21 protein-coding genes are annotated in these 22,358 nt (G+C 69.7%); 6 read left to right on the forward strand and 15 right to left on the reverse strand.

Annotation, left to right across the window (positions count from 1 at the left end; translation table 11 throughout):
* Positions 1–5 precede the first annotated feature (5 nt).
* Positions 6–1,436: a cysteine--tRNA ligase gene (cysS, locus tag VGB75_15030; GenBank protein HEY0168353.1), complete on the reverse strand. Its 1,431-nt coding sequence runs from the start codon at positions 1,434–1,436 to the stop codon at positions 6–8.
* 57 nt (positions 1,437–1,493) lie between these two features.
* Positions 1,494–1,886: a PPOX class F420-dependent oxidoreductase gene (locus tag VGB75_15035; GenBank protein HEY0168354.1), complete on the reverse strand. Its 393-nt coding sequence runs from the start codon at positions 1,884–1,886 to the stop codon at positions 1,494–1,496.
* 38 nt (positions 1,887–1,924) lie between these two features.
* On the opposite strand from VGB75_15035, the gene VGB75_15040 reads away from it, so the two are divergent.
* Entirely contained in the window at positions 1,925–3,031 is a 1,107-nt protein-coding gene (locus tag VGB75_15040; GenBank protein ID HEY0168355.1) for a PLP-dependent transferase, read from the forward strand.
* Positions 3,032–3,154: 123 nt separating this feature from the next.
* Here VGB75_15040 and ispF read toward each other — a convergent pair whose 3' ends face one another.
* The 3 genes from ispF to VGB75_15055 are packed head-to-tail and all read right to left on the reverse strand — an operon-like array spanning position 3,155 to position 4,862.
* Positions 3,155–3,625: a 2-C-methyl-D-erythritol 2,4-cyclodiphosphate synthase gene (ispF, locus tag VGB75_15045; GenBank protein HEY0168356.1), complete on the reverse strand. Its 471-nt coding sequence runs from the start codon at positions 3,623–3,625 to the stop codon at positions 3,155–3,157.
* Positions 3,622–4,311, reverse strand: a complete 690-nt coding sequence (gene ispD, locus VGB75_15050; protein HEY0168357.1) for a 2-C-methyl-D-erythritol 4-phosphate cytidylyltransferase — start codon at positions 4,309–4,311, stop codon at positions 3,622–3,624. The genes ispF and ispD overlap by 4 nt, the downstream gene beginning before the upstream one ends.
* A gap of 59 nt (positions 4,312–4,370) precedes the next feature.
* Positions 4,371–4,862: a CarD family transcriptional regulator gene (locus VGB75_15055; GenBank protein ID HEY0168358.1), complete on the reverse strand. Its 492-nt coding sequence runs from the start codon at positions 4,860–4,862 to the stop codon at positions 4,371–4,373.
* A gap of 255 nt (positions 4,863–5,117) precedes the next feature.
* Between VGB75_15055 and VGB75_15060 the strand changes: the two genes are divergently transcribed.
* The 4 genes from VGB75_15060 to VGB75_15075 all read left to right on the forward strand — a co-directional run bounded on the left by VGB75_15060 (position 5,118) and on the right by VGB75_15075 (position 9,667).
* Positions 5,118–6,071: a hypothetical protein gene (locus tag VGB75_15060; protein HEY0168359.1), complete on the forward strand. Its 954-nt coding sequence runs from the start codon at positions 5,118–5,120 to the stop codon at positions 6,069–6,071.
* Positions 6,072–6,134: 63 nt separating this feature from the next.
* Positions 6,135–7,538, forward strand: a complete 1,404-nt coding sequence (gene radA, locus VGB75_15065; GenBank protein ID HEY0168360.1) for a DNA repair protein RadA — start codon at positions 6,135–6,137, stop codon at positions 7,536–7,538.
* A gap of 96 nt (positions 7,539–7,634) precedes the next feature.
* Positions 7,635–8,714, forward strand: a complete 1,080-nt coding sequence (gene disA / locus VGB75_15070; protein ID HEY0168361.1) for a DNA integrity scanning diadenylate cyclase DisA — start codon at positions 7,635–7,637, stop codon at positions 8,712–8,714.
* 8 nt (positions 8,715–8,722) lie between these two features.
* A complete protein-coding gene (locus VGB75_15075) occupies positions 8,723–9,667 on the forward strand; it encodes an A/G-specific adenine glycosylase (GenBank protein ID HEY0168362.1) in 945 nt (314 codons plus the stop codon).
* 60 nt (positions 9,668–9,727) lie between these two features.
* Here VGB75_15075 and VGB75_15080 read toward each other — a convergent pair whose 3' ends face one another.
* The 4 genes from VGB75_15080 to lysS form a co-directional block, all read right to left on the reverse strand.
* Positions 9,728–10,474, reverse strand: a complete 747-nt coding sequence (locus tag VGB75_15080) for a DUF1963 domain-containing protein (GenBank protein ID HEY0168363.1) — start codon at positions 10,472–10,474, stop codon at positions 9,728–9,730.
* A 189-nt stretch (positions 10,475–10,663) separates the two neighbouring features.
* A complete protein-coding gene (locus tag VGB75_15085) occupies positions 10,664–13,171 on the reverse strand; it encodes an ATP-dependent Clp protease ATP-binding subunit (GenBank protein HEY0168364.1) in 2,508 nt (835 codons plus the stop codon).
* Between the two features lie 522 nt (positions 13,172–13,693).
* Complete coding sequence (locus VGB75_15090) at positions 13,694–14,041, reverse strand: Lsr2 family protein (protein ID HEY0168365.1); 348 nt, start codon at positions 14,039–14,041, stop codon at positions 13,694–13,696.
* A gap of 162 nt (positions 14,042–14,203) precedes the next feature.
* Positions 14,204–15,706 carry a lysine--tRNA ligase gene (lysS, locus tag VGB75_15095; protein ID HEY0168366.1) on the reverse strand — a complete coding sequence of 501 codons (1,503 nt, stop codon included), beginning with the start codon at positions 15,704–15,706 and terminating at the stop codon, positions 14,204–14,206.
* Positions 15,707–15,802: 96 nt separating this feature from the next.
* Here lysS and VGB75_15100 point away from each other — a divergent pair, with 96 nt between their 5' ends.
* Positions 15,803–16,588: a class I SAM-dependent methyltransferase gene (locus tag VGB75_15100; GenBank protein HEY0168367.1), complete on the forward strand. Its 786-nt coding sequence runs from the start codon at positions 15,803–15,805 to the stop codon at positions 16,586–16,588.
* A 104-nt stretch (positions 16,589–16,692) separates the two neighbouring features.
* Here the strand turns inward: VGB75_15100 and VGB75_15105 are convergent, their stop codons facing one another.
* The 6 genes from VGB75_15105 to VGB75_15130 all read right to left on the reverse strand — a co-directional run bounded on the left by VGB75_15105 (position 16,693) and on the right by VGB75_15130 (position 22,318).
* Entirely contained in the window at positions 16,693–17,457 is a 765-nt protein-coding gene (locus VGB75_15105; protein ID HEY0168368.1) for a type III pantothenate kinase, read from the reverse strand.
* A complete protein-coding gene (nadC, locus tag VGB75_15110; GenBank protein ID HEY0168369.1) occupies positions 17,457–18,398 on the reverse strand; it encodes a carboxylating nicotinate-nucleotide diphosphorylase in 942 nt (313 codons plus the stop codon). The genes VGB75_15105 and nadC overlap by 1 nt, the downstream gene beginning before the upstream one ends.
* Entirely contained in the window at positions 18,395–20,128 is a 1,734-nt protein-coding gene (locus VGB75_15115; GenBank protein HEY0168370.1) for an L-aspartate oxidase, read from the reverse strand. Before VGB75_15115 ends, nadC begins: the two co-directional genes overlap by 4 nt.
* Positions 20,125–20,973 carry a pantoate--beta-alanine ligase gene (gene panC, locus VGB75_15120; GenBank protein ID HEY0168371.1) on the reverse strand — a complete coding sequence of 283 codons (849 nt, stop codon included), beginning with the start codon at positions 20,971–20,973 and terminating at the stop codon, positions 20,125–20,127. Before panC ends, VGB75_15115 begins: the two co-directional genes overlap by 4 nt.
* Positions 20,970–21,863 carry a DUF2520 domain-containing protein gene (locus VGB75_15125; protein ID HEY0168372.1) on the reverse strand — a complete coding sequence of 298 codons (894 nt, stop codon included), beginning with the start codon at positions 21,861–21,863 and terminating at the stop codon, positions 20,970–20,972. The genes panC and VGB75_15125 overlap by 4 nt, the downstream gene beginning before the upstream one ends.
* A gap of 77 nt (positions 21,864–21,940) precedes the next feature.
* A complete protein-coding gene (locus tag VGB75_15130; protein ID HEY0168373.1) occupies positions 21,941–22,318 on the reverse strand; it encodes a VOC family protein in 378 nt (125 codons plus the stop codon).
* Between the last annotated feature and the right edge of the window lie 40 nt (positions 22,319–22,358).

Consider the following 22,358-nt stretch of genomic DNA (forward strand, 5'->3'; position numbering starts at 1 on the left):
CTGCTCTACCGATCTCTGTGTGCTTCAGGGGAGTGCGTCGTGGGAGCCACCGTCCAGCGGGGGCCCTCGGGGGTGTCTTCGACCAGCACGCCGGCTTCGGCGAGCGCGTCGCGGATCGCGTCGCTGGCGGCGTAGTCCTTACGGGACCGAGCGTCCTGGCGCTGCTGCAGAGCCAACCTGACCAACCGGTCCACCGTGGACGTCAGCGCCGCCTCGCTGCCGGCGGCGGCGGTCCTTTGCCAGTCCAACGGATTAAGGTTGAGCACGCTGGTCATTGCCAGCACCAGAGCCAGGGTGGTGCGCACCACGTCCTTGTCGCCCCGGTTGAGGCCGATGCTGCCGTGTCGCCGGGTGTTGTGGATGATGGCCAGCGCTTGCGGCACACCGAGGTCATCGTCCATCGCCCCGACGAACGACTCCGGCAGCTCGACGGGCTCGTCCGGTTGGCCCACCAGTTCCACCGCGCGGCGCACGAAATTCTCGATCTTGGCGTAGGCGACCGAGGCCTCCTTGAGCGCCTCGGGCGAGTACTCGATCGCCGAGCGGTAGTGGGCCGCGCCGAGGTAGTACCGCAGCTCGACCGGACGCCACTGCTCGGCCATCGCGCTGATCCCGACGGTGTTGCCCAGTGACTTCGACATCTTCTCGCCGGCCATGGTCACCCAGCCGTTGTGCAACCAGTACCGCGCGAAACGCCCACCGGCGGCCACCGACTGCGCCAGCTCGTTCTCGTGATGGGGAAAGATCAGGTCCAGACCGCCGCCGTGGATGTCGAACTCCGGGCCGAGGTACTTGCCCGCCATCGCCGAGCATTCCAGGTGCCAGCCCGGCCGTCCGTCTCCCCAGGGGGTGGGCCAACTCGGCTCACCGGGCTTGGCGGCCTTCCACAGCGCGAAATCGCGCGGGTCGCGCTTGCGGCTGTCACCGACCGAGTCACCGGCCGGCAACATCTCATCGATGCGCTGGCCGGACAGCTCGCCGTAGCGGGGAAAGGAGCGGACGTCGAAGTACACGTCACCGGCTACCGCGTAGGCGTGCCCGGCCTCGATCAGCCGCTGCATCAGGGTGATCATCTCGGGCACGTGGCCAGTGGCCCGCGGCTCCACCGTCGGCGGCAGGCAGCCCAGTGTCCGGTAGCCGTCTCGGAAGGCCTGCTCGTAGATCGCGGCGTGGGCCCACCACGGCCGGTTGCCCTCGGCGGCTTTGGCGATGATCTTGTCGTCGATGTCGGTGATGTTGCGGACCATGGTGACGTCATAACCGCGGTGGCTGAGCCACCGTCGCAGGATGTCGAAGTTCAGACCGGATCGCAGGTGGCCGATGTGCGGGGCGCCTTGAACCGTGGCGCCGCAGTAGTAGATCGACGCGTGCCCGGCGACGAGCGGGACGAAGTCCCGCACGGTTCGGGTGGCGGTGTCATACAGCCTGAGCGTCACCGGGCAATCTTACGGACAACTGGCCGCGCTGATTACCAGCAGTTCGCCGGGCGGCGCTCAGTCGTAGAGCACCACGTGGCTGGGCCGCACCCGCACGACCACCCGGACGCGGTCGGTGCCCTCGTCGTCGGTCCAGCTCTTGCCGGTGTAGGCCTGTGACAGCCGCTCGATCAACTCCGGCCCACCCTCGGTGCTCATGCTGACCATGCCGCGGACCTCGACGTAGTGGTAGAGGTCCGTCCGGTCCAGCACCATCACGCTCACCCGCGGGTCCTTGAGCCAGTTGGTCTCCTTCTTGCGGCCCTGGATCGTGGACAGCAACAGCTCGTCGCCCTCGTAGGTCGCCCACATCACCGACGTCTGCGGTGAGCCGTCGGTGTTGCTCGTCGCCACCACCACGACGTTGGCGTCATCGAGCAGCTTCTTGGCCAGGTCTGGCAATGCGGTCATAGCCGAAGTCTAGGTGAGCCGGCGGCTAGATTCAGCACATGCACCCAGAGCCGCTGCACCGTGAATCGATGCTGATCGCCGCCGGCCGGCCGGACCGCACCCCGGCCGGTCCGGTCAACCAGCCGATCGTGCTGACCTCGACTTTTCACGCCGGGGGCCAGCGGGTGTACGGCCGCGACGGCAACGACACCGTCGCGGCGTTCGAGGCGGCCCTGGGAGCGGTCGAGGGCGGCCAGGCCACCGCTTTCTCCTCCGGAATGGCCGCCTGCGCCGCGCTGATCGAGGGGCTGCCGGCCGGTTCGGTGGTCGTGCTGCCCACCAGCTTCTACAACTTCAACCGGACCCTGCTCGACAAGCAGGTCGAGCTCGGCCGGTTGTCGCTGCGCCCGGTCGACGTCACCGACACCGCCGCCGCGATCGACGCGCTGGCGCAGGCGACGTTGCTCTGGCTGGAGTTGCCGACCAACCCGATGCTGTGGGTGCCCGACCTGCCGGCGCTGACCGCCGCCGCGCGGCAGCACGGCGTGCGCACCGTCGTCGACGCCACCCTGGCGACCCCGCTCGGGATCCGGCCGCTGGAGCACGGCGCCGACGTGGTGATGCACTCGGCGACCAAATGGATCGCCGGGCACAGCGACCTGGTGATGGGCGTGCTCGTCACCGCCGACCAGGCCATCGACGACGAGATCAAGGCCCGCCGGAACCTGACCGGCGCGCTGCCCGGCGCGCTGGAGTCCTTTCTCGCCCTACGCGGCCTGCGCACCCTCTCGGTTCGGCTGGAACGAGCCTGCGCCAACGCCGCTGAGCTGGCCGGGCGGCTCCAGAGTCACCCAGCGGTGCGCAAGGTCCACTACCTGGGGCGGCCGGAGCACCCGCACGCCGCCCGGATCGCCGCGCTGCTGGACAACCACGGCGGGCTGCTGTCCTTCGAGCCCGACTCGTTGCAGCGGGCCCAGCGAATCTGTGAACGGGTGCGGCTGATCAGCCACGCCACCAGCCTCGGCGGGGTGGAGTCCCTGCTGGAACGGCGAGGCAGCTACCCCGGTGAGGCCCAGCAGCACACCCCGGCCGAGTTGATCCGGCTGTCGGTCGGGCTGGAGCACGTCGAGGACCTGTGGGCGGACTTGGCGCAGGCACTGAGCTGAGCGGTAGGCAGGCCCGTCACGCCGGCTGAGCGTTGCCCGGAACGTCAAACGTCATGCTGAGAGGTCGTCAGGGCGACGCGGCAGCATGACGGCCGGCGCGTGGAACGGGCGGCTCGTGCGCCTTCAGCGGGTGATCAGAGCGGTGGCCATGGCGGCCAGCCCCTCACCACGGCCGGTCAGCCCGAGACCGTCGGTGGTGGTGGCTGACAGCGTCACCGGCGCGCCGACGACGTCGCTGAGCAGCGCCTCGGCATCCAGGCGGCGCGGTCCCAGTTTCGGCCGGTCACCGATTAACTGCACCGCGACGTTGCCGATCCGCCAGCTCGCCGAGTGCAGCCGGCGAACCACCTCGGCCAGCAGCTCGATACCCGAAGCGCCTGCCCACTCCGGCTGCGAGGTGCCGAACACCGCTCCCAGGTCGCCGAGCCCGGCCGCTGACAGCAGCGCGTCGCACGCGGCATGGCAGACCACGTCACCGTCTGAGTGACCAGCGCAGCCGGCGACGTTCGGCCAGAAGAGGCCGGCCAGCCAGCACTCGCGGCCGGCCTCGATCGGATGCACATCGACGCCGACGCCGACCCGGGGCAGCGTCATGCCGGCCGGCCGGAATGAGACAGGGCAGCCGGCTCGGCCGCTATCGCATGCGCCAGTCGCAGGTCATGCTGCGTGGTGATCTTGAAGCTGATCGAGGCGCCGGCGACCGTGCGCACGGGAACTCCGAGCGCTTCGAGCAGGCCCGCGTCGTCGGTCACCTCGGTCAGCGAGCGCTGCTCGGCGGCCCGGTGGGCGGCGAGCAGGGCCGCCAAGGAGAAACCCTGAGGCGTCTGGACCGCCCGCAGCCCGGTTCGATCCAGGGTGGCCACAACCTGTCCGGCGGAGTCCACCTGCTTGACGGTGTCAGCCACCGCCAGCACCGGGATCACCGCTTGCGCGCCGTGGCGCAGGGCTGTCACCACGGCTGAGACCACCGAAGGGTCCACCAGGGGACGAGCGGCGTCGTGCACCAGCACCAGCTCGACGTCGGGACCCAGAGCGGCCAGACCCAGGCGCACCGAGCGCTGTCGGCTGGAACCGCCGGCCACCACGCGAGCTGACTCGCCCACGTGGGCCTGGACGGCGGTCATCGCCTCGGCCGGCGCCACCACCACCACCGAGTCGATGTCGGGGTGACTGCTGAAGGCGTCGAGTGCCCAGTTGAGCAGCGGGCGCCCGCACAGGGGGACCAGAGCCTTGGGCATGCCCGCTCCGAGGCGTTCCCCGGAACCGGCAGCCACGATCACCGCGGCAACCGTGCCGGTCGGCTCAGCCGCGGAGGACCGTGAGTCGGCCAGAGACTGGCTCAGGCGACGGCCTCAGCCAGGACCTCATCGAGCACGAGTTCGGCCTTGTCCTCGTTGGTGCCCTCGGCCAGCGCGAGTTCGCTCACCAGGATCTGGCGTGCCTTGGCCAGCATTCGCTTCTCGCCCGCGGACAGGCCGCGGTCCTTCTCGCGGCGCCACAGGTCGCGAACGACCTCGGCCACCTTGTTCACGTCACCGGAGGCCAGCTTCTCGCCGTTGGCCTTGTAACGGCGCGACCAGTTGGTGGGCTCTTCGGTGTGCGGGGCGCGAAGGACCTCGAACACCCGGTCCAGGCCTTCTTGGCCGACTACGTCTCGAACACCCACGATTTCAGCGTTGTCAGCGGGCACCCGAACGGTCAGGTCACCCTGCTGAACCTTGAGCACCAAGTAGATTCGCTCAACGCCCTTGATGATGCGGGTCTCGATTGCCTCGATTTTGGCAGCACCATGGTGCGGATAAACTACGGTCTCGCCGACCTCAAAAGTCATAGAGGCAACCCCTTCCGGTGGACTCCAGGGTAACACGTGGGGGCGACACGCCCAGGTCCTTCCCAGCTCCGCCGACTACTGTGCCCGCCCCTCTGCCGCCGCGGCCGGCGCAAGTAGGCGGTGGCCCGGGCCACCTGTCGGTGAACCGGTCACGCGCGCTCGCTAGGCTGAAGCGCGATGTCCCAACCCGGCTCAACAGTCGACCGGCAGGGAAGGCAAGACACCGCGAGTTGAGGCAGGAAGAGGAGTCGCCCCGTGGGAAACGAGACCGCTGATCGTGCTGGCCTGCTCCGCCGGCTCGGGGCGGCAGTCGGGTCCGGGGCGGCGGGACTGCTGCTGGTGACCGGCTGCTCGGCCGGCATCCAGGCTCAGACCGTCCAGCAGACGCCCTCGATCGACGGCGTGCAGGCCGAGGCCGGGAACATCGCCATCCGGGCCGCCGGCGTCGCCGCCCCCGAATCGGGCGCCAGCTACTCCAAGGGCTCCTCTGTCCCGTTGCGCATGGTGCTGGTGAACCGGGGCGCGAAGGCGGACAAGCTGGTGTCGGTGACCTCGACGATCGCCTCCGGGACGCGGTTCGCAGGGGGGTCCGGGGCCTCTTCGTCAGCCTCCGGATCCAGCGGCTCCGCAGCCGGCGGCTCGGCCTCGGCTGCCAGCTCCTCAGCAGGCCCCACCGCCTCCGCCAGCTCGTCACCGTCCGGCTCCGCGTCAGCCACCGGCTCCGCGTCGGCCACCGGCTCCGCGTCGGCCACCGGCTCAGCGTCGGCCACCGGCTCAGCGTCGGCCACCGGCTCGGCGTCAGCCACCGGCTCCGCGTCAGCCACCGGCTCGGCGTCGCCCACCGGGTCGGCGAGCTCCTCCGCTCAGAACACCCCGATCGACCTGCCGGGCCGCCAGGCGGTGCAGATCGGGATCAGTGACGGCGGGCCCACCGTGACACTCGACAATGTCAACGTCCAGCTGTTCCCGGCGCAACTGGTGCCGGTGACCCTGACCTTCCAGAGCGGCGCCAGCGTGACCGTCATGCTGGCCGTTCAACTGTCGCGCGAGGTGCCCAGCGCGCCGGTCGTGAGCGAGGCGCTCCACCCGGCCGGCGAGGGCGAGTCCAGCCAGGCAGAGGGCAACGAGGCCAGCCAGTCCGCAGGCGAAGCCAGCCCGTCCGCAGGCGAGGCCAGCCCGTCCGCAGGCGAGTCGAGCCCCGGCGACTGACTCCGCGCTGGCCACCCGCTCGGCGCGGGCTTTGTGTCACCACCTCCCGGTAACGTCCGCCGGGTGAGCAACCCGCCGGGCAGCAGCGCCGCCAAGCAGCCCAAACGCGCCGCCACGAGTTACGTGTGCGCCGAGTGCGGCACGGTCTCGATCAGGTGGGTCGGGCGCTGCCCCGAGTGCCAGGCCTGGGGCACCATGACCGAAGACGGCGGCCGGGCGGCCTCGCTGACCCTGCCGGCGCTGGTCACCCCGCGCAACGCGGCCCAGCCGATCAGCCGGCAGGACTCCGCCGTGGCCCGGGCGCTGCCGACCGGTATCGGCGAGCTGGACCGGGTGCTCGGCGGCGGCCTGGTGCCGGGCGCGGTGCTGCTGCTGGCGGGCGAGCCGGGCGTCGGCAAGTCAACCCTGTTGCTCGAAGTCGGCCAGAAGTACGCCGCCGTCTCCGGTTCGCCCGCGTTGATCGTGACCGGCGAGGAGTCGACGTCGCAGGTCCGGGCCCGCGCCGAGCGAACTCACACCATGCATTCCCAGCTGTTCCTGGCTGCCGAGAACGACCTAGGCGCCGTGCTGGCCCACCTGGACGAGGTGAAGCCGGGGCTGCTGATCCTGGACTCAGTGCAGACCATCGCGTCCTCGACGGTGGACGGGGTGATGGGCGGGGTCCCGCAGATCCGCGCCGTCACCGCCGCCATCAGCTCGGTGGCCAAGGAACGGGGAATCGCCACGGTCCTGGTAGGCCATGTCACCAAGGACGGCTCCATCGCCGGTCCGCGGGCGCTGGAGCACCTGGTCGACGTGGTGCTGTATTTCGAAGGCGACCGGCACAGCTCGTTGCGCATGCTGCGCGCGATCAAGAACCGGTACGGCGCCACCGACGAGGTCGGCTGTTTCGAGATGCACGAAGAAGGCATCGACGAGCTGACCGACCCATCCGGGCTGTTCGTCAGCAGCCGTGACATCGCCGTTCCCGGCACCTGCGTCACGGTGACGGTGACCGGCCGGCGGCCGCTGCTGTCAGAGGTGCAGTCGCTGGTGGCAGCCGCCTACGGCAACGGCGGGTCGGCACGCCGCTCGGTGACCGACCTCGACGCCTCCCGGGTGAACATGCTGCTGGCGGTGCTCGGCCGGCATGCCGGTGTGCAACTCAGCGAGCGCGACGTCTACGCGGCCAGCGTCGGCGGTATCAAGATCACCGAGCCGTCGGTCGATCTGGCCATCCTGCTCGCCATCGCCTCGGCCGCCAGCGACATCGCCCTGCCGAGCACGCTATGCGCGATCGGCGAGGTGTCCCTGTCCGGCGACATCCGCCGGGTCAGCAGCGTGCAGCGCCGGCTGAGTGAGGCAAGCAGGCTCGGCTTTCGCCGGGCGCTGGTGCCGCACGGCTCGGACTGGTCCCAGCTCAATGGCATGAAGGTCATCGAGGTGCCCACCGTGGCCAAGGCCTGGGACTTCGTGGCCCAGTTGTGACTGGCAGGCCGGGCCGCCGAGGGCCGAAGCCGGTCGTCAAGCTCCTAGACTGTTCTCAAGTTCAAGATCATCATGTGAACATGCAGGAGTGCGTACGTGGCCATCAGTGATCGCGACGAGGTGCTGCGATCGGTTCTCGCCTCGCTCGCCCCTGGCACCGACATCCGTGACGGGCTCGAGCGGATCTTGCGAGGCAACACCGGCGCGCTGATCGTGCTGGGCCATGACAAGGTCGTCGAGTCGCTGTGCACCGGCGGGTTTCCGCTGGACATCGAGTTCGCGGCCACCCGGCTGCGCGAACTGGCGAAGATGGACGGCGCGGTCGTGCTCAGCACCGACGGCTCGCGAATCCTGCGGGCGGCCACCCACCTGATGCCCGACCCGGCCATTCCGACCGAGGAGTCGGGCACCCGGCACCGCACCGCTCAACGGGTCGCCCAGCAGACCGGCTTTCCGGTGATCTCGGTGTCGCAGTCGATGAAGATCATCAGCCTCTACCTCGGCGCTCGCCGGCACGTGCTGGAGAACTCCACCTCGTTGCTGTCACGGGCCAACCAGGCGGTTCAGACGCTGGAGCGGTACAAGTCCCGGCTGGACGAGGTGTCTCAGACCCTGGCCGCGCTGGAGATCGAAGACCTGGTCACCGTCCGCGACGCCACCGCGGTGTCACAGCGGCTTGAGATGGTGAGCCGGATCGCCGACGAGATCTCCGGCTACGGCGCCGAGCTGGGCACCGACGGCCGGCTGCTGTCGCTGCAGCTGGAAGAGTTGATGGCCGGCGTGCACACCGACCGCGAGCTGATCGCCCAGGATTACCTGCCCTCCGGACGCAAGAACCGGACGCTGGAACAGGCGCTGGAGGATCTGGCGCAGCTCTCGGCCGCAGAGCTGCTCGACCTGTCCAACGTCGCCAAGGCGCTGGGCTACCCGGGCGGCCCAGAGACCCTGGAGGCGACGGTGAGCCCTCGCGGCTACCGGCTGCTGTCCCGGGTGCCGCGGCTGCCGAATCTGGTGCTCACCCGGATCGTGGAGCATTTCGGGAGCCTGCAGAAGGTGCTCGCGGCGACCGTGGACGAGTTGCAGGACGTCGAGGGCGTCGGCGACGCGCGGGCGCGCTCCATCCGCGAGGCACTCTCACGACTGGCCGACGCCTCGATCATCGAGCGCTACACCTGAGCCAGCACGTGACCCCGACGAGGCGGGAGCAGCCTCCGGCGCTCGGGCGCGGCTGCCACGATCAGAGCGCCCTGCCCGGTGACACCTCAGAGATCGCCGGCCAGGTCACAGCCTGGTTCACCGAATGCGCCCGTGACCTGCCATGGCGCCGTCCCGGCACGCCGGCCTGGTCGGTGCTGGTCAGCGAGGTGATGCTGCAGCAGACCCCGGTCGCCAGGGTGCTGCCGGTCTACCGCGACTGGCTCGCCCGCTGGCCGGGCCCGGCCGAGCTGGCCGCGGATTCTCCAGGCGCGGCGGTGCGGATGTGGGGCAAGCTCGGTTACCCGCGCCGGGCATTGCGGTTGCACGGCTGCGCGTCGGCGATCGTGGAGCGACACGGCGGCCAGGTGCCGGCGGGCCTGACCGAGCTGTTGGCGCTGCCGGGCGTCGGCGAGTACACCGCGCGGGCCGTGCAAGCCTTCGCCTTCGGCGCCCGGGCCGCCGTGGTGGACACCAACGTGCGCCGGGTGCTTGCCCGGGCAGTCGAGGGCCAGGGGCAGGCGGCCCCGCCCTCGACGAGCCGGGACCTGGCTGCGATGCAGGCGGTGCTGCCGCAGGCCGACTCGGCGGCCGCGGTGTTCTGCGCGGCGATGATGGAACTCGGCGCGGTGCTGTGCACGGCCGCTTCGCCGTCCTGCTCTGCGTGCCCGATCCGCGACCGGTGCGCCTGGCGGCTGGCGGGCTACCCGCCGTATGAGGGACCGGTGGCCAGGCCGCAGCGCTTTGCCGGCACCGACCGGCAGGTGCGCGGGCTGCTGCTGGACGTGCTGCGCGGCGCCGCCGATCCGGTGCCCGCTTCGGCGCTGGACGCGGTCTGGCCCGAGGCCGGGCAGCGCCGGCGAGCCCTGGACGCGCTGGTCGCCGACGGCCTGGTCGACCCGTTGCCCGACGGCCGGTTCGCACTGCCGTCCTGACCGGGCCGGTACCGACATCTGGCCGCATCGACCTGCCGCGCTACGAGCACTAGAAGCCACTCACGTGCGTCCTCGATGACTGCGGGGTCCGACCAGTCGAACTCCACCGAGCCGCCCATAGGCCATCTCTGCTTCGACAGGTCCTTGCACCGGGTCAGGGTGTCCGCCGACTTGATGCGCAGGACCAGGATGCTGCTGCCGGACTTCATCCAGAGCGGCGAACAGCGCGTCCCATCCGTCGGCCAGCAGCTGGCCGCCGTGAAGGTCCGGATGCTCCCAGGTCGGCCACGTCAGAACCGTCTCAGCCACGAGCTCGACGCGTCGGTAAGGCATCAGCGGGGCTGGCGGACTCAGCTCGACGAGGTCGGCGCCCGCCGGGGTGTAGACGACCCGCGCGCCTTCCTCAGTGCCGAAGAGTGCGCCCACGACCTCGATGCCACCATCGACCGCGCCGTCGAAGTAGAAGAACGACAACAAGCCCTCAGCGGGGAAGCCTGCATCGCGCAACCGGTGTGGGACGCTGGGGTACAGGTGGCCGCAGTCGAGGGTGGCCACATGGGACAGGGGTCCATAGCCCTCCCACACGGGCCATCCGGCGCCCATCGGCCCGAGGGGAACACCACCTAGCCACCCGAGGACCTGAGGGCCGGCTGACCCTCTACGGCTCAGCCAGCCCCGGGGAGCGTCCAGGCCAGGCGTGAGTCGCGCAGCCGGGGCGAGCATTCTCGACCACCGTTCACCGAGATCCTCACCCAAGTGCTCGCGAGCCAGCCGCGACAGCTTGGTCACCTCGTCGATAACGCTCATCGGCCCTCCCCGCTCGGTCACAGACGCTCAGGAGAGGACTTTGCTAAGCCGCGCGCCTGCGGCAATGCTCGACACGCTCGGGCCGCACACGTTCGGCAAACCTCAGCGCCATGACTCACCCCTCACCCAGCAGCAAGGCCCCGGTCCGCTGGACCGGGGCCTTGCTCACTGCCTAGGACAAAGAACTTCTTACTCGAGCCCGACCGCCTCGGTGGGCGGGGCGTCCGGAACCACCAGCTCGGCCTTGGACTCGCCGCGGAAGGTGAACTTCTCCTTGCCGTCCTCGCCGATCTCGGTGTCGACCACCACGATCTGGCCGGCGCCAAGCTCGCCGTACAAGATCTTCTCGGACAGGCTGTCCTCGATCTCGCGCTGGATCGTGCGACGTAACGGGCGGGCGCCCAGGACCGGGTCGTAACCCTTCTTGGCCAGCAACGCCTTGGCTGAGGACGTCAGCTCCATGACCATGTCCTTGTTGCGCAGCTGGGTGTCGACCCGGGCTGCCATCAGGTCGACGATCTCGACGATCTCGTCCTCGGTCAGCTGGTGGAAGACCACGATGTCGTCGATCCGGTTGAGGAACTCGGGCCGGAAGTGCTGCTTGAGCTCGTCGTTGACCTTCTGCTTCATCCGGTCGTAGTTGGACACGCTGTCGTTGGACCCGGCGAAGCCGAGGCCGCCCACCGACTTGGACGCGTCACGGGTGCCGAGGTTGGTGGTCAGGATCAGGACGGTGTTCTTGAAGTCCACGATCCGGCCCTGGCCATCGGTCAACCGGCCGTCTTCAAGCACCTGCAGCAGCGTGTTGAAGACATCCGGGTGGGCCTTCTCGACCTCGTCGAACAGCACCACCGAGAACGGCTTGCGCCGCACCTTCTCGGTCAGCTGGCCGCCCTCGTCGTAACCCACGTAGCCGGGAGGCGCGCCGACCAGGCGCGAGACCGTGTAGCGGTCGTGGAACTCGGACATGTCCAGCTGGATGAGCGCGTCGGCGTCGCCGAACAGGAACTCGGCCAGCGTCTTGGCCAGCTCGGTCTTACCGACGCCGGACGGGCCGGCGAAGATGAACGAGCCACCGGGACGCTTGGGGTCCTTCAGACCGGCCCGGGTGCGGCGGATGGCCTGGGACACCGCGCGAATGGCATCGTGCTGACCGATGACGCGCCGGTGCAGCTCGTCCTCCATCCGCAGCAGCCGCGCAGTCTCTTCTTCGGTCAGCTTGAACACCGGAATGCCGGTCCAGTTGGCCAGCACCTCGGCGATCTGCTCGTCGTCGACCTCGGCGACCACGTCGAGGTCACCGGCCTTCCACTCGCGCTCACGCTGGGCCTTGTCATTGAGAAGGTTCTTCTCCTTGTCACGCAAGGCAGCGGCCTTCTCGAAGTCCTGCGCGTCGATCGCGGACTCCTTGTCACGGCGGACGTTGGCGATCCGGTCGTCGAACTCCCGCAGGTCCGGCGGCGCGGTCATCCGGCGGATACGCATCCGGGAGCCGGCCTCGTCGATCAGGTCGATCGCCTTGTCGGGCAGGAACCGGTCGGAGATGTAGCGGTCGGCCAGGCCGGCCGCGGCCACCAGGGCGCTGTCGGTGATCGAGACCCGGTGGTGGGCCTCGTAACGGTCACGAAGCCCCTTGAGGATCTCGATGGTGTGCGCCACCGACGGCTCGCCGACCTGTACCGGCTGGAACCGCCGCTCGAGCGCGGCGTCCTTCTCCAGGTGCTTGCGGTACTCGTCCAGCGTGGTGGCGCCGATCGTCTGCAACTCGCCCCGAGCCAGCATCGGCTTGAGGATGGAGGCGGCGTCGATGGCGCCCTCTGCCGCGCCGGCGCCGACGAGGGTGTGGATCTCGTCGATGAACATGATGATGTCGCCGCGGGTGCGGATCTCCTTGAGGACCTTCTTCAGGCGCTCCTCGAAGTCACCGCGGTAACGCGAGCCGGCCACCAGGGAACCGAGGTCGAGGGTGTAGAGCTGCTTGTCCTTCAGCGTCTCGGGCACCTCGCCGCGGACGATGGCCTGAGCCAGGCCTTCGACCACCGCGGTCTTGCCGACGCCGGGCTCGCCGATCAGCACCGGGTTGTTCTTGGTGCGCCGCGACAGCACCTGCATCAGGCGCTCGATCTCCTTCTCGCGCCCGATCACCGGGTCGAGCTTGCCCTCGCGAGCGGCCTGGGTCAGGTTGCGGCCGAACTGGTCTAGCACCAGCGAGGTCGAAGGAGCGCCTTCTTGGGTGCTGCCGCCGGTCGGCTCCTTGGACTGGTAGCCGTTGAGCAGCTGGATGACCTGCTGCCGCACCCGGTTGAGGTCAGCGCCCAACTTCACCAGGACCTGGGCCGCGACGCCCTCGCCTTCGCGGATCAGGCCCAGCAGGATGTGCTCCGTGCCGATGTAGTTGTGGCCGAGCTGCAGAGCCTCGCGAAGCGAGAGCTCAAGGACCTTCTTCGCGCGAGGCGTGAAGGGGATGTGTCCCGAGGGGGCCTGCTGGCCCTGCCCGATGATCTCTTCAACCTGCTGGCGGACAGCCTCCAGGGAGATGCCGAGCGACTCCATGGCCTTGGCCGCGACGCCCTCGCCCTCGTGGATCAGACCCAGCAGTATGTGCTCAGTGCCGATGTAGTTGTGGTTGAGCATCCGGGCCTCTTCTTGGGCCAGGACGACGACTCGACGGGCTCTGTCGGTGAACCGTTCAAACATTGTCGCTCTTCTCCTTACCGCTCGACGGGATCACTGGCTGGACCGCCGTGCAGGTCTTTGACTCTAGTCGTCGCACGACCGAGGCCGCGCTCCAATCCCTCGCATCTGCTCACAGCGAACGGCCAATCCACCCTACGCCGATTTAACGGATTCGTCGGCGGGAGGAGGAAGGCAGCTGGAAGCAGGGCAGGGTTGTAGTAACAGCGCGGCAGTCAGGTTTATGCCAGCGAGCGCGCGCAGCTCGGCGCGGTCGAGCGGGGGCCGGCCCTCGGCGGCTACGACCGGGCCGCTCGGGTGGCGGTGCCTGGCGCTGTCGCGGGTGCTGTCACAGGCGGCGGGCGAGCCGGGCCCGGCAGCAGAAGGCGGCGGTCCGGAGCAGATGAGCGATAAACACGGGGTCAGAGGCAGAAGGTAGTCAGAAGGACACAAGAAACTGCTGGCCCCCGGCCACGCGTCAGCGAAAAGAACGCCGTCGGCACGAGCCCGGGGACCGCCGAGCCGTTGTCCGGCTCGGCGGTGCGGTTAGTGAGAGGAGTTGTAAGCCTCGAAGATGCTGGCCGGGATACGACCGCGCTCAGAGACCTTGTGTCCGTTCTTACGCGCCCATTCCCGAATGGCCTGCGTTTGTTCGCGGTCGATACGAGCGCCGCTACGGCCCGGACGCCCCGGCGTGCCCGGCCTGGCCGCAGTGGCGCGCGAGGCCCGTCGGGCATGCCCAACAAATGGCGCCAAAACCTCACGCAATTTGTCAGCATTCTCGGAGGAGAGGTCGATCTCGTACCCAGAACCGTCGAGGCCGAATGCGACCGTCTCGGTGGCAGTCCCACCATCTAGGTCGTCGACGAGTAGGACCTGGATCTTCTGGGCCATAGTACTTCCAATCTGATGTGAGATGTTGGGGGCCGTATTCAGCGTGCCCACAACCATTAAAGCACCAAGAGCGCGAACATGAGATATCGCAACGCTGCAGTTGGGGACAACTCTCACGCGCCGCGAGTGCTGAAGTCGCTAACGCTGGAGCGACGCTGGTGGCTACAAGGGCTTGAGAAGCGGGAATAAGATGGTTTCTCTAATTCCCTTGCCGGTCAGCATCGCAATCAGCCGGTCCACGCCGAGGCCCATTCCGCCAGTCGGCGGCATACCGTATTCGAGCGCCTGCAAGAAGTCCTCATCCAGCTCCATCGCCTCGGGATCACCGGCGGCCGCGGCCAGCGACTGCTCCACGAGCACTCGCCGTTGTTCGACCGGGTCGGCCAATTCGGAGTAGGCCGGGGCGATCTCGACACCGCCGATCACCAGGTCCCAGGCTTCGGCAAGCCGAGGGTCCGACCGGTGCTGCCTTGCCAGCGGCCGGACCGACCGTGGATAGTCGCAGACGAACGTCGGTTGAATTAAGGTGTGTTCCACCAACTTCTCGTATAACTCGAGAACAATCTCACCAGAACCCCACTCCGGCTTGAGCGCGACATTTCGCACCGCCGCCAGCTCCCGCAGCCGGTGCTCCTCGGAGTCGGGGGTAACTGATTCATCGACGGCGGCGGACACTAAATCATAGATTGACGCCCATCGCCACTTCGTGACGAGATCGATATCCACGCCGTCAGCCGTGCGGGGTGTTTCTACGCCGACCGCGATAGCGGCGTCGAGAATGATGGCGCGCGTCCACTCCGCGGCCGACTTGTAATCGCCGTAGGCCTCATACGCCTCGAGCATGGTGAATTCCGCTGAATGGGTGGAGTCGATGCCTTCGTTGCGGAAGGTCTTGCCGATTTCGAAAACACGATCGATTCCGCCGACCAGGGTCCGCTTGAGATATAACTCCAGCGCGATTCGAAGTGACATCGGCTGGTCGAATGCATTGAGATGCGTCTGAAAAGGCCTGGCGGCCGCCCCGCCGTGCACGGACTGCAGAATCGGCGTCTCGACCTCGATGAATCCGCGTTGGTTCAGGGTGCTGCGGATCGAGGCCAGCACGTGAGCGCGAGTCATCACCATGCGGCGCGCGTCGGGTCGCACGATCAGATCCACATAACGTTGCCGGACCCGGGTCTCTTCACTCATCGGCTTGTGCGCCACCGGCAGCGGGCGCAGGGCCTTGGCAGTCATCCGCCACACGTCAGCCAGCACTGACAGCTCACCCCGACGGGAGGAGATGACCTCACCGTCGACGAACACCTGATCACCGAGGTCGACGTCGGCCTTCCAGTGAGCCAGCGCCTGCGGCCCGACCCGGTCGGCCGACAGCATGACCTGCAACTCGACGCCGGACTCGCGCAGAGTCGCGAAACAGAGCTTGCCGGTGTTGCGGACGAAGATCACCCGGCCGGTCACGCCCACCTTCTCGCCGGTCTCAGCGCCTGAGGGCAGGTCCGGATACGCCTGCCGGATCTGGGCCAGGGTGTGCGTGCGGGCCACCGTCGCCGGAAAAGGCGCGCGGTCGGGGTCAGACATCAACCGGTCGTACTTCTCCCGCCGGATCCTGACCTGTTCGGGCAGATCGTCGTTGGCATCGGCGGCGGCACTGGGATCGGTCACCGTTTCACCCTATCGGCGCACCTGCGGCCGCTCGGCGCTGCCACGCGCCGACGGTGGCGCGGGAGCCGCGAGCGACAGCGCGGCTAGGGTCCCACCATGACCGGCGGGCAGCAGGATGACCAGCGACTGCCCGACTCGGTCTTGGCCCGGTCCTTCGGATCTGAAGCCGCCCGATATGACCAGGTGCGCCCGTCCTACCCGGCGGCGGCGATCGAACTGCTGCTCGCCGGTCTGAGAGCCGGCCCCGGCGAGGGCCGGGTCCCGCGCGTCCTGGATCTGGGCGCCGGCACCGGCAAGCTGACCGCCGTCCTGCTCGACGCGCGGGCCGAGGTGGTGGCGGTCGAGCCGGATCGGCAGATGTTGGCTGTGCTGGCCGCCCGGTTGCCACAGGCGAACGCGCTGGCCGGCTCGGCCGAGGGCATCCCCCTACGCGACGGCTCGGTCGACGCGATCATGGTCGGCCAGGCCTTTCACTGGTTCCAACGCCCGGAGGCCGATCGCGAGCTCGCGCGGGTGCTGCGCCCCGGTGGCGTGGTCGGCCTGCTCTGGAACGTGCCCGACCACAGCGTGGAGTGGGTGTCCAAGCTCTACTGGGCGAGCAGGAAGCGCGAGCTCGCGCGGGCCCAGCAGTTCGACCAGCTCGACGGCGAGCTGTTCACCGAGCCCGAGCAGGCCTCGATGCCCTCCGAGCACCTGCTGCCCGGGCCACAGGGCCTGCGCGACCTGGTCCACACCTGGAGCTGGGTGATCACCCGGTCCAAGGCCGAGCAGGACGCCATCGACCACCGGATACGCATCCTGACCAGCCAGTACGCCGAGTTGCAGGCGCCGGTGGTGGCCTTTCCGCAACGCACCGAGGTGCTCTGGCAGTACCGGCGCTGACCTCAGCACCGCTCCCCGCCAGCACCGCTCCCGGCGGCACCGCTCCCGGCGGGCGAGGGCAGGTCTACGGTGAGCCGCCTGAGGCCGTGGAGGCTCTCATCCGCTCACAGGTTGCGTTCGAAGATCAGCCGCAGCCCCAGCAGCGTCAAGTCGGGCTCGTGCCGGTTGACGGTCTCGGCGTGCTCCACCACCAGCGAGGCCAGGCCCCCGGTCGCGATGACCTCGACCGAGCCCGGCGCCTCGGGGACCAGGCTGGTCGCGATCCGCCTGACCAGGCCGTCCACCTGGCCGGCGAAGCCGTAGAGGATGCCTGACTGCAGCGCCTCGACGGTGTTCTTGCCGATCGGGGACCGAGGCGCGACCAGCTCGACCTTGCGCAACTGGGCGGCCCGGGCTGCCAGGGCGTCCAGCGAGATCTCGATGCCCGGGGCCAACGCCCCGCCGAGGAACTCCCCCTTGCCGCTGACCACGTCGAAGTTGGTGGAGGTGCCGAAGTCCACCACGATGGCCGGGCCGTTGACCAGGTGAAAGGCCGCCAAGGTGTTGACGATCCGGTCCGCACCGACCTCCTTGGGGTTGTCGAACAGCAGCGCCACCCCGGTCTTGATGCCCGGTTCGACCAGCACGGTCGGTATCCCGGGCCAGTACCGGCTGAGCATCGCCCGCAGCTCGCGCAGCGCGGCGGGCACCGTGGAGCAGCCCGAGATCGCGGTCACCGGCACGTCCTGCAGCAGGCCGGAAAAGGTGAGCATCAGCTCGTCAGCTGTGTTGCGGGCATCGGTCTTGACCCGCCACGAATGCACCAACTGCTCGCCCTCGAAGATTCCCAGGACGGTGTTGGTGTTGCCGATGTCGATGGCCAGCAGCATCAGGCGTCAGCTCCCGCTCCGCTTAGCGCCGGTCCCGCGCTCAGGTCCGCGCTCAGGTCCAATCCGATGTCGAGGACCGGCGCCGAATGGGTCAGGGCGCCCACCGCCAGGTAGTCCACACCGGTGCCGGCGACCGCGGCGGCCACCTGCAGGCTCAACCCGCCGGAGGCTTCGAGCTTGACCCGGCCGCCCGCGTCGGCGGCCAGCGCCACGCAGCTTCTGAGCTCGGCCAGGTTCATGTTGTCCAGCAGGACCAGTTCGGCCCCGGCCCGGATCGCCTCCTCGCATTGGGCCACCGTGTCCACCTCGACCTCCACCGGCAGCGCCGGGGCGGCCGCGCGGACCAGCTCGAACGCCTTGCTCACCGAACCGGCCGCGGCGATGTGGTTGTCCTTGATCAGCGCGGCGTCCGACAGCGACATCCGATGATTCACCCCGCCCCCGCAGCGCACCGCGTACTTCTCCAGCGCACGCAGGCCCGGCATGGTCTTTCGGGTGTCGCGGATGCTGGCGCCCGTGCCGCGGATGGTCTCGGTCCAGATCCGGGTGAGGGTGGCCACCCCGGACAGGTGGGTCAGCAGGTTCAGCGCGGTCCGCTCGGCGGTGAGCAGGTCCCGGACCGGCCCCGACGCGCTGAGCAGCACCTCGCCGGGTCGCACGAGGCTGCCGTCCACGGCCTGGATCCGCACCCGCACCCGGCCCTGCCCCACCGCCGCGAAGACGTAGCCGGCCACGGCCAGGCCGGCGACCACCCCGGCCTCGCGGGGCACCGCGTCGGCCTGCCCGGTCTGGTCGCCGGCGATGGTGGCCGTGGTGGTGACGTCGGGGCCGTCGGCCAGGTCCTCGGCCAGCGCCCGGTCCACCAGGTCTGACACCAGCGCCACGCTCAAGCCGGCCGCGTCCAGGGCCTGCAGTATCGCCGGATCTATCGAGTGGCTCATGCCCCGGTCCTCAGGTGTTCGCTGGTGGGTTGGCTGGCGTGGTGGGAACTGCGAACGTAGTCGGTGGAGATGGTGCCGTCCGGCCCGAGCCGCAGATCCAGGTGCCCGCACCAGTTCTGGTCATCGCGCTCGGCGAAGTCCTCGCGCCAGTGCGCGCCACGGGTCTCCTCCCGACGCCGGGCTGCGGTCACCAGGGCGCTGGCCACCGTCAGCAGGTTAGTGGCCTCCCACGACTCGGTGCCCGGATCGCTGCTGCGCTGAGCGGCCAGCTTCTGCAGGCTGCCGGCGGCCCGGCGCAGGCCCGCGGCGTCACGGATCACCCCTGCGTCGGCGGACATCTCCTGTTGCAGCGGCCGCCGGATACCGGCCGCGGCGATGCCCTTGCCACGCACGTCGATGCCCAGGTCGAGCAGCGGCGCGCCGGCCGGCACGGTGCTCAGCACGTCGGCCGCGATCCGGCGGCCGAAGACCAGGCCTTCCAGCAGCGAGTTCGAAGCGAGCCGGTTGGCGCCGTGCACCCCGGTGCAGGCGACCTCGCCGCAGGCGTACAGCCCGGGCACCGAGGTGCGCCCGGTCAGGTCGGTGGCGACGCCGCCGGAGGCGTAATGGCAGGCCGGCGCCACCGGGATGAGCTGGGTCACCGGGTCCAGCCCCAGCGAGGTCAACGTGGCCAGGATCGTGGGGAACCGCACCCGCCACTTCTCCGCGCCGAAATGCCGCGCGTCCAGCCAGACATGCTCGGCGCCGGTCTCGCGCATCCGACGCAGGATCGCCTTGGCCACCACGTCGCGCGGAGCGAGGTCGGCCAGCTCGTGCTGGCCCTGCATGAACCTGGTCCCCTGCTCGTCGACCAGCACCGCGCCCTCGCCGCGCACCGCCTCACTCACCAGCGGCTGCTGGCCGGCCGCGCTGCCGCCGAGCCACAGCACCGTCGGGTGGAACTGCACGAACTCCAGGTCACGGATCACCGCTCCGGCCCGCAACGCCGCCGCCACCCCGTCGCCGGTGGAGACCGACGGGTTGGTGGTGGCGGCGTAGACCTGGCCGATGCCCCCGGTGGCCAACACGAAGGCCCGGGCGCGGACCGCTCCGACCCCGTCCAGCTGCCCCTCGCCCATCACGTGCAGGGTGACCGCGCCGACACCACCGGCCGCGGTGGGCAGCAGGTCCAGCACCAGCGCGTGCTCGATCACCTCGATGCCGGGCGAGGCCAGCACCGCCGAGACCAGCGCCCGCTCGATCTCGGCGCCGGTGGCGTCACCGCCGGCATGGGCGATCCGATCGGCGTGGTGCCCGCCCTCCCGGGTCAAGGACAGCTCGCCGGTGCTGGAGCGGTCGAAGCGGGTGCCCAGCTCGATCAGCTCCCGGACCGCCTGCGGCCCCTCATCGACCAGCACCCGGACCGCGTCGACGTCGCAGATGCCGACGCCGGCCACCAGGGTGTCCTGCAGGTGCGCCTCAGCGGTGTCATCGGGCCCCAGCGCGGCGGCGATGCCGCCCTGCGCCCACCGGGTGGAACCGGCGGCCAGCACGTCCTTGGTCACCACCAGCACCCGCAGGCCGGAGCCGGTCCGGGAACCATCCGTCGCGCCAGCCCCCGGAGCGGCCGCCGAGCCGGCCGCGATCCGCAGGGCAGTGGTGAGCCCGGCGATCCCGGAGCCGATCACCACCACGTCGGTTTCGACGATCCAGCCCGGAGCCGGCGCCAGCAGCCGCTGGGGAAGGCTCATCGGCCCAGCTCCACGGCGACGTTGTCGATCAGCCTGATCGATCCGATCCGGGCCGCTACCAGCAGCCTGGCCGGCCCCGTCTCCGGCGCCGGGCCGAGTTCGGCATCGCGCAGTTCGAGATAGTCCACGTCCACCCCTTCAGCGGCCTCCAGCACCTGACCGGCGGCGGCCAGCACCGCCTCGGCGGACCCGGCGGCGTTCTGACCTGCCATCAGCGCGGCGCTCAGCCACCGCGCGCTGACCCGTTCAGACGGCGACAGCAGCACGTTACGGCTTGACAGCGCCAACCCGTCCGGCTCGCGGACGGTCGGCACCGCGACCACCTGCACCTCCTGGCCCAGATCGCGAACCATCCGCCGGATCAGCATCAGCTGCTGATAGTCCTTCTCGCCGAAGAACGCCCGGTGCGGCCGGACGGCGGCGAACAGCTTGGTGACCACGGTCAGGACGCCGTCGAAGTGGCCCGGCCGGTCCGGGCCCTCCAGCTGGTCAGCCAGCTCGCCGGCGGTGACCCACACCTGGGCCGGGCCCTCGGGATAGATGTCGGCCACCTCCGGCGCCCACACCAGGTCCACCCCGCGCTGCTCGCACAGCGCCAGATCCTCCTGCAGCTGGCGCGGATAGCGCGCCAGGTCGCCGGCCTGATGAAACTGCATGGGGTTGACGAAGATGCTGGTCACCACCGCGGCGCAACTGGCTCGGGCAGCGTCGATCAGCGCCACATGGCCGGCGTGCAGGGCGCCCATCGTCGGCACCATCCCCAGGCTCGCCTGCGCGCCCAGCTCCTGGACCAGCACCGCCCGCGCAGCGGCCAGCTCGCCGCGGGTACGGACCAGCCGGGTCACCGGCTGTCGCCTTCGGCGTGCTCGATGCCTTCGAGCAGGTCGGCGCACTGCAGCCGAGTCAGCCGGCCGGCCGCGTGCGCGCGCTGCATGGTGCGCAGCGCCATCGCCAGGTACGGCTGCAGATAGGCGGTGCCCCGCAGGGCCCGGATGTGAGCCTCCAGGGTGCCACGGTCCCCGCGCGAAACCGGGCCGGTCAGCGCCTCGTCGGCCAGGCGCAGCGCGTTGTCCAGCGAGGCGCCCAGCAGCGGCGCGAGCAACCGGGTGGGGTCCTCGACCCCGGCCGATGCCAGCACGTCGCGGGAGTCGTTGACCAGGGTCACCAGGTGGTTGGAGCCCATCGCCAGGGCGGCGTGATAGCCCGGCCGGGCGGACTCGGGCACCCAGACCGGCTCGCCGCCGAGTTCGAGCACCAGGGTTTCGGCGACCGGACGGAACTCCTCGGGCGCGGTGATGCCGAAGGCCACGCCATCCAGGCGCTGCAGATCCTCTGGGCGCCCGGCGAAGGTCATCACCGGATGCAGCGCCATGCCGACCACGCCGGCGCCGACCGCCGGGGCGAAGATCGCGATGCCGCTGGCCCCGGAAGTGTGGACCGCCAGCTGACCGGCCTGCCAGGCGCCGGTGGCCGCCAATCCCTGGACCAGGCCGGCAAGCTCGGTGTCAGGCACCGTCAGCAACACCAGGTCAGCCTGTCCCACCGCCTCGTCGGCAGGCACCAGTGGCACACCGGGCAGCAACCGCTCCGCCCGCCGCTGCGACTCGGCGCTGACGCCGGTGCCGGCCACCACCTGATGGCCCACCCGGCCCAGCGCGGCGCCGAGCACCGATCCCACCCGGCCGACCCCGACGACGGCAACCCGCAACCGCGGGGCGTCACCGGATTGGATCACGCGTAAAGACTAGTAGGCCAGACGGATCCGAAGGCGCGCCGGTGACCCGACCACGACCCGGGGCTCATCCGGGCTGTCTAGTCGGCTTGGTGCTCGGTGATTCGGAGGTAGTAGCCGTCCGGGTCGCAGATGCGAAAGTCGGTGAGCCCCCACGGTTGCCGGCGAAGGCCCTCAGTCACTTCCCCGCCCGCCTGCCGCACCGACTCGTACTCCGCATCCAGGTCGTCAACCTCAAGCACCACCTCGACACCCGTCGGAGGCCGTCTGTATTCCTGGGGCCCACTCGACGGTCTCGGCGAGAGGCCGATGACCACGCCATCACGCCGTAGGGACGCGTAGGGGTGCGACGAGTCGCGCTTGTCGGCGTCGACCTTGAAGCCCAGAACGCTGGTGTAGAAGTCAACTGAGCGATCGATGTCCACGGGGAAGAGCTCGAATCGCAAGACCATGGGCATGAGAGGAGCCTACTAGGGACGCGGTTCGCCTAGCCAGCAC

Origin of the sequence: Jatrophihabitans sp., assembly GCA_036399055.1 — a bacterium.
GTDB lineage: Bacteria > Actinomycetota > Actinomycetes > Mycobacteriales > Jatrophihabitantaceae > Jatrophihabitans_A.

What these genes read in the sequence shown, in the direction of transcription:
- VGB75_15090 (HEY0168365.1), bottom strand. Translation starts at nt 14,041, where the DNA reads ATGGCCCAGAAGATCCAGGTCCTACTCGTCGACGACCTAGATGGTGGG.
- VGB75_15040 (HEY0168355.1), top strand. Translation starts at nt 1,925, where the DNA reads ATGCACCCAGAGCCGCTGCACCGTGAATCGATGCTGATCGCCGCCGGC.
- nadC (HEY0168369.1), bottom strand. Translation starts at nt 18,398, where the DNA reads ATGAGCCACTCGATAGATCCGGCGATACTGCAGGCCCTGGACGCGGCC.
- VGB75_15085 (HEY0168364.1), bottom strand. Translation starts at nt 13,171, where the DNA reads ATGTTTGAACGGTTCACCGACAGAGCCCGTCGAGTCGTCGTCCTGGCC.
- VGB75_15100 (HEY0168367.1), top strand. Translation starts at nt 15,803, where the DNA reads ATGACCGGCGGGCAGCAGGATGACCAGCGACTGCCCGACTCGGTCTTG.
- ispF (HEY0168356.1), bottom strand. Translation starts at nt 3,625, where the DNA reads ATGACGCTGCCCCGGGTCGGCGTCGGCGTCGATGTGCATCCGATCGAG.
- VGB75_15035 (HEY0168354.1), bottom strand. Translation starts at nt 1,886, where the DNA reads ATGACCGCATTGCCAGACCTGGCCAAGAAGCTGCTCGATGACGCCAAC.
- VGB75_15055 (HEY0168358.1), bottom strand. Translation starts at nt 4,862, where the DNA reads ATGACTTTTGAGGTCGGCGAGACCGTAGTTTATCCGCACCATGGTGCT.
- VGB75_15080 (HEY0168363.1), bottom strand. Translation starts at nt 10,474, where the DNA reads ATGAGCGTTATCGACGAGGTGACCAAGCTGTCGCGGCTGGCTCGCGAG.
- VGB75_15115 (HEY0168370.1), bottom strand. Translation starts at nt 20,128, where the DNA reads ATGAGCCTTCCCCAGCGGCTGCTGGCGCCGGCTCCGGGCTGGATCGTC.
- VGB75_15105 (HEY0168368.1), bottom strand. Translation starts at nt 17,457, where the DNA reads ATGCTGCTGGCCATCGACATCGGCAACACCAACACCGTCCTGGGAATC.
- VGB75_15130 (HEY0168373.1), bottom strand. Translation starts at nt 22,318, where the DNA reads ATGCCCATGGTCTTGCGATTCGAGCTCTTCCCCGTGGACATCGATCGC.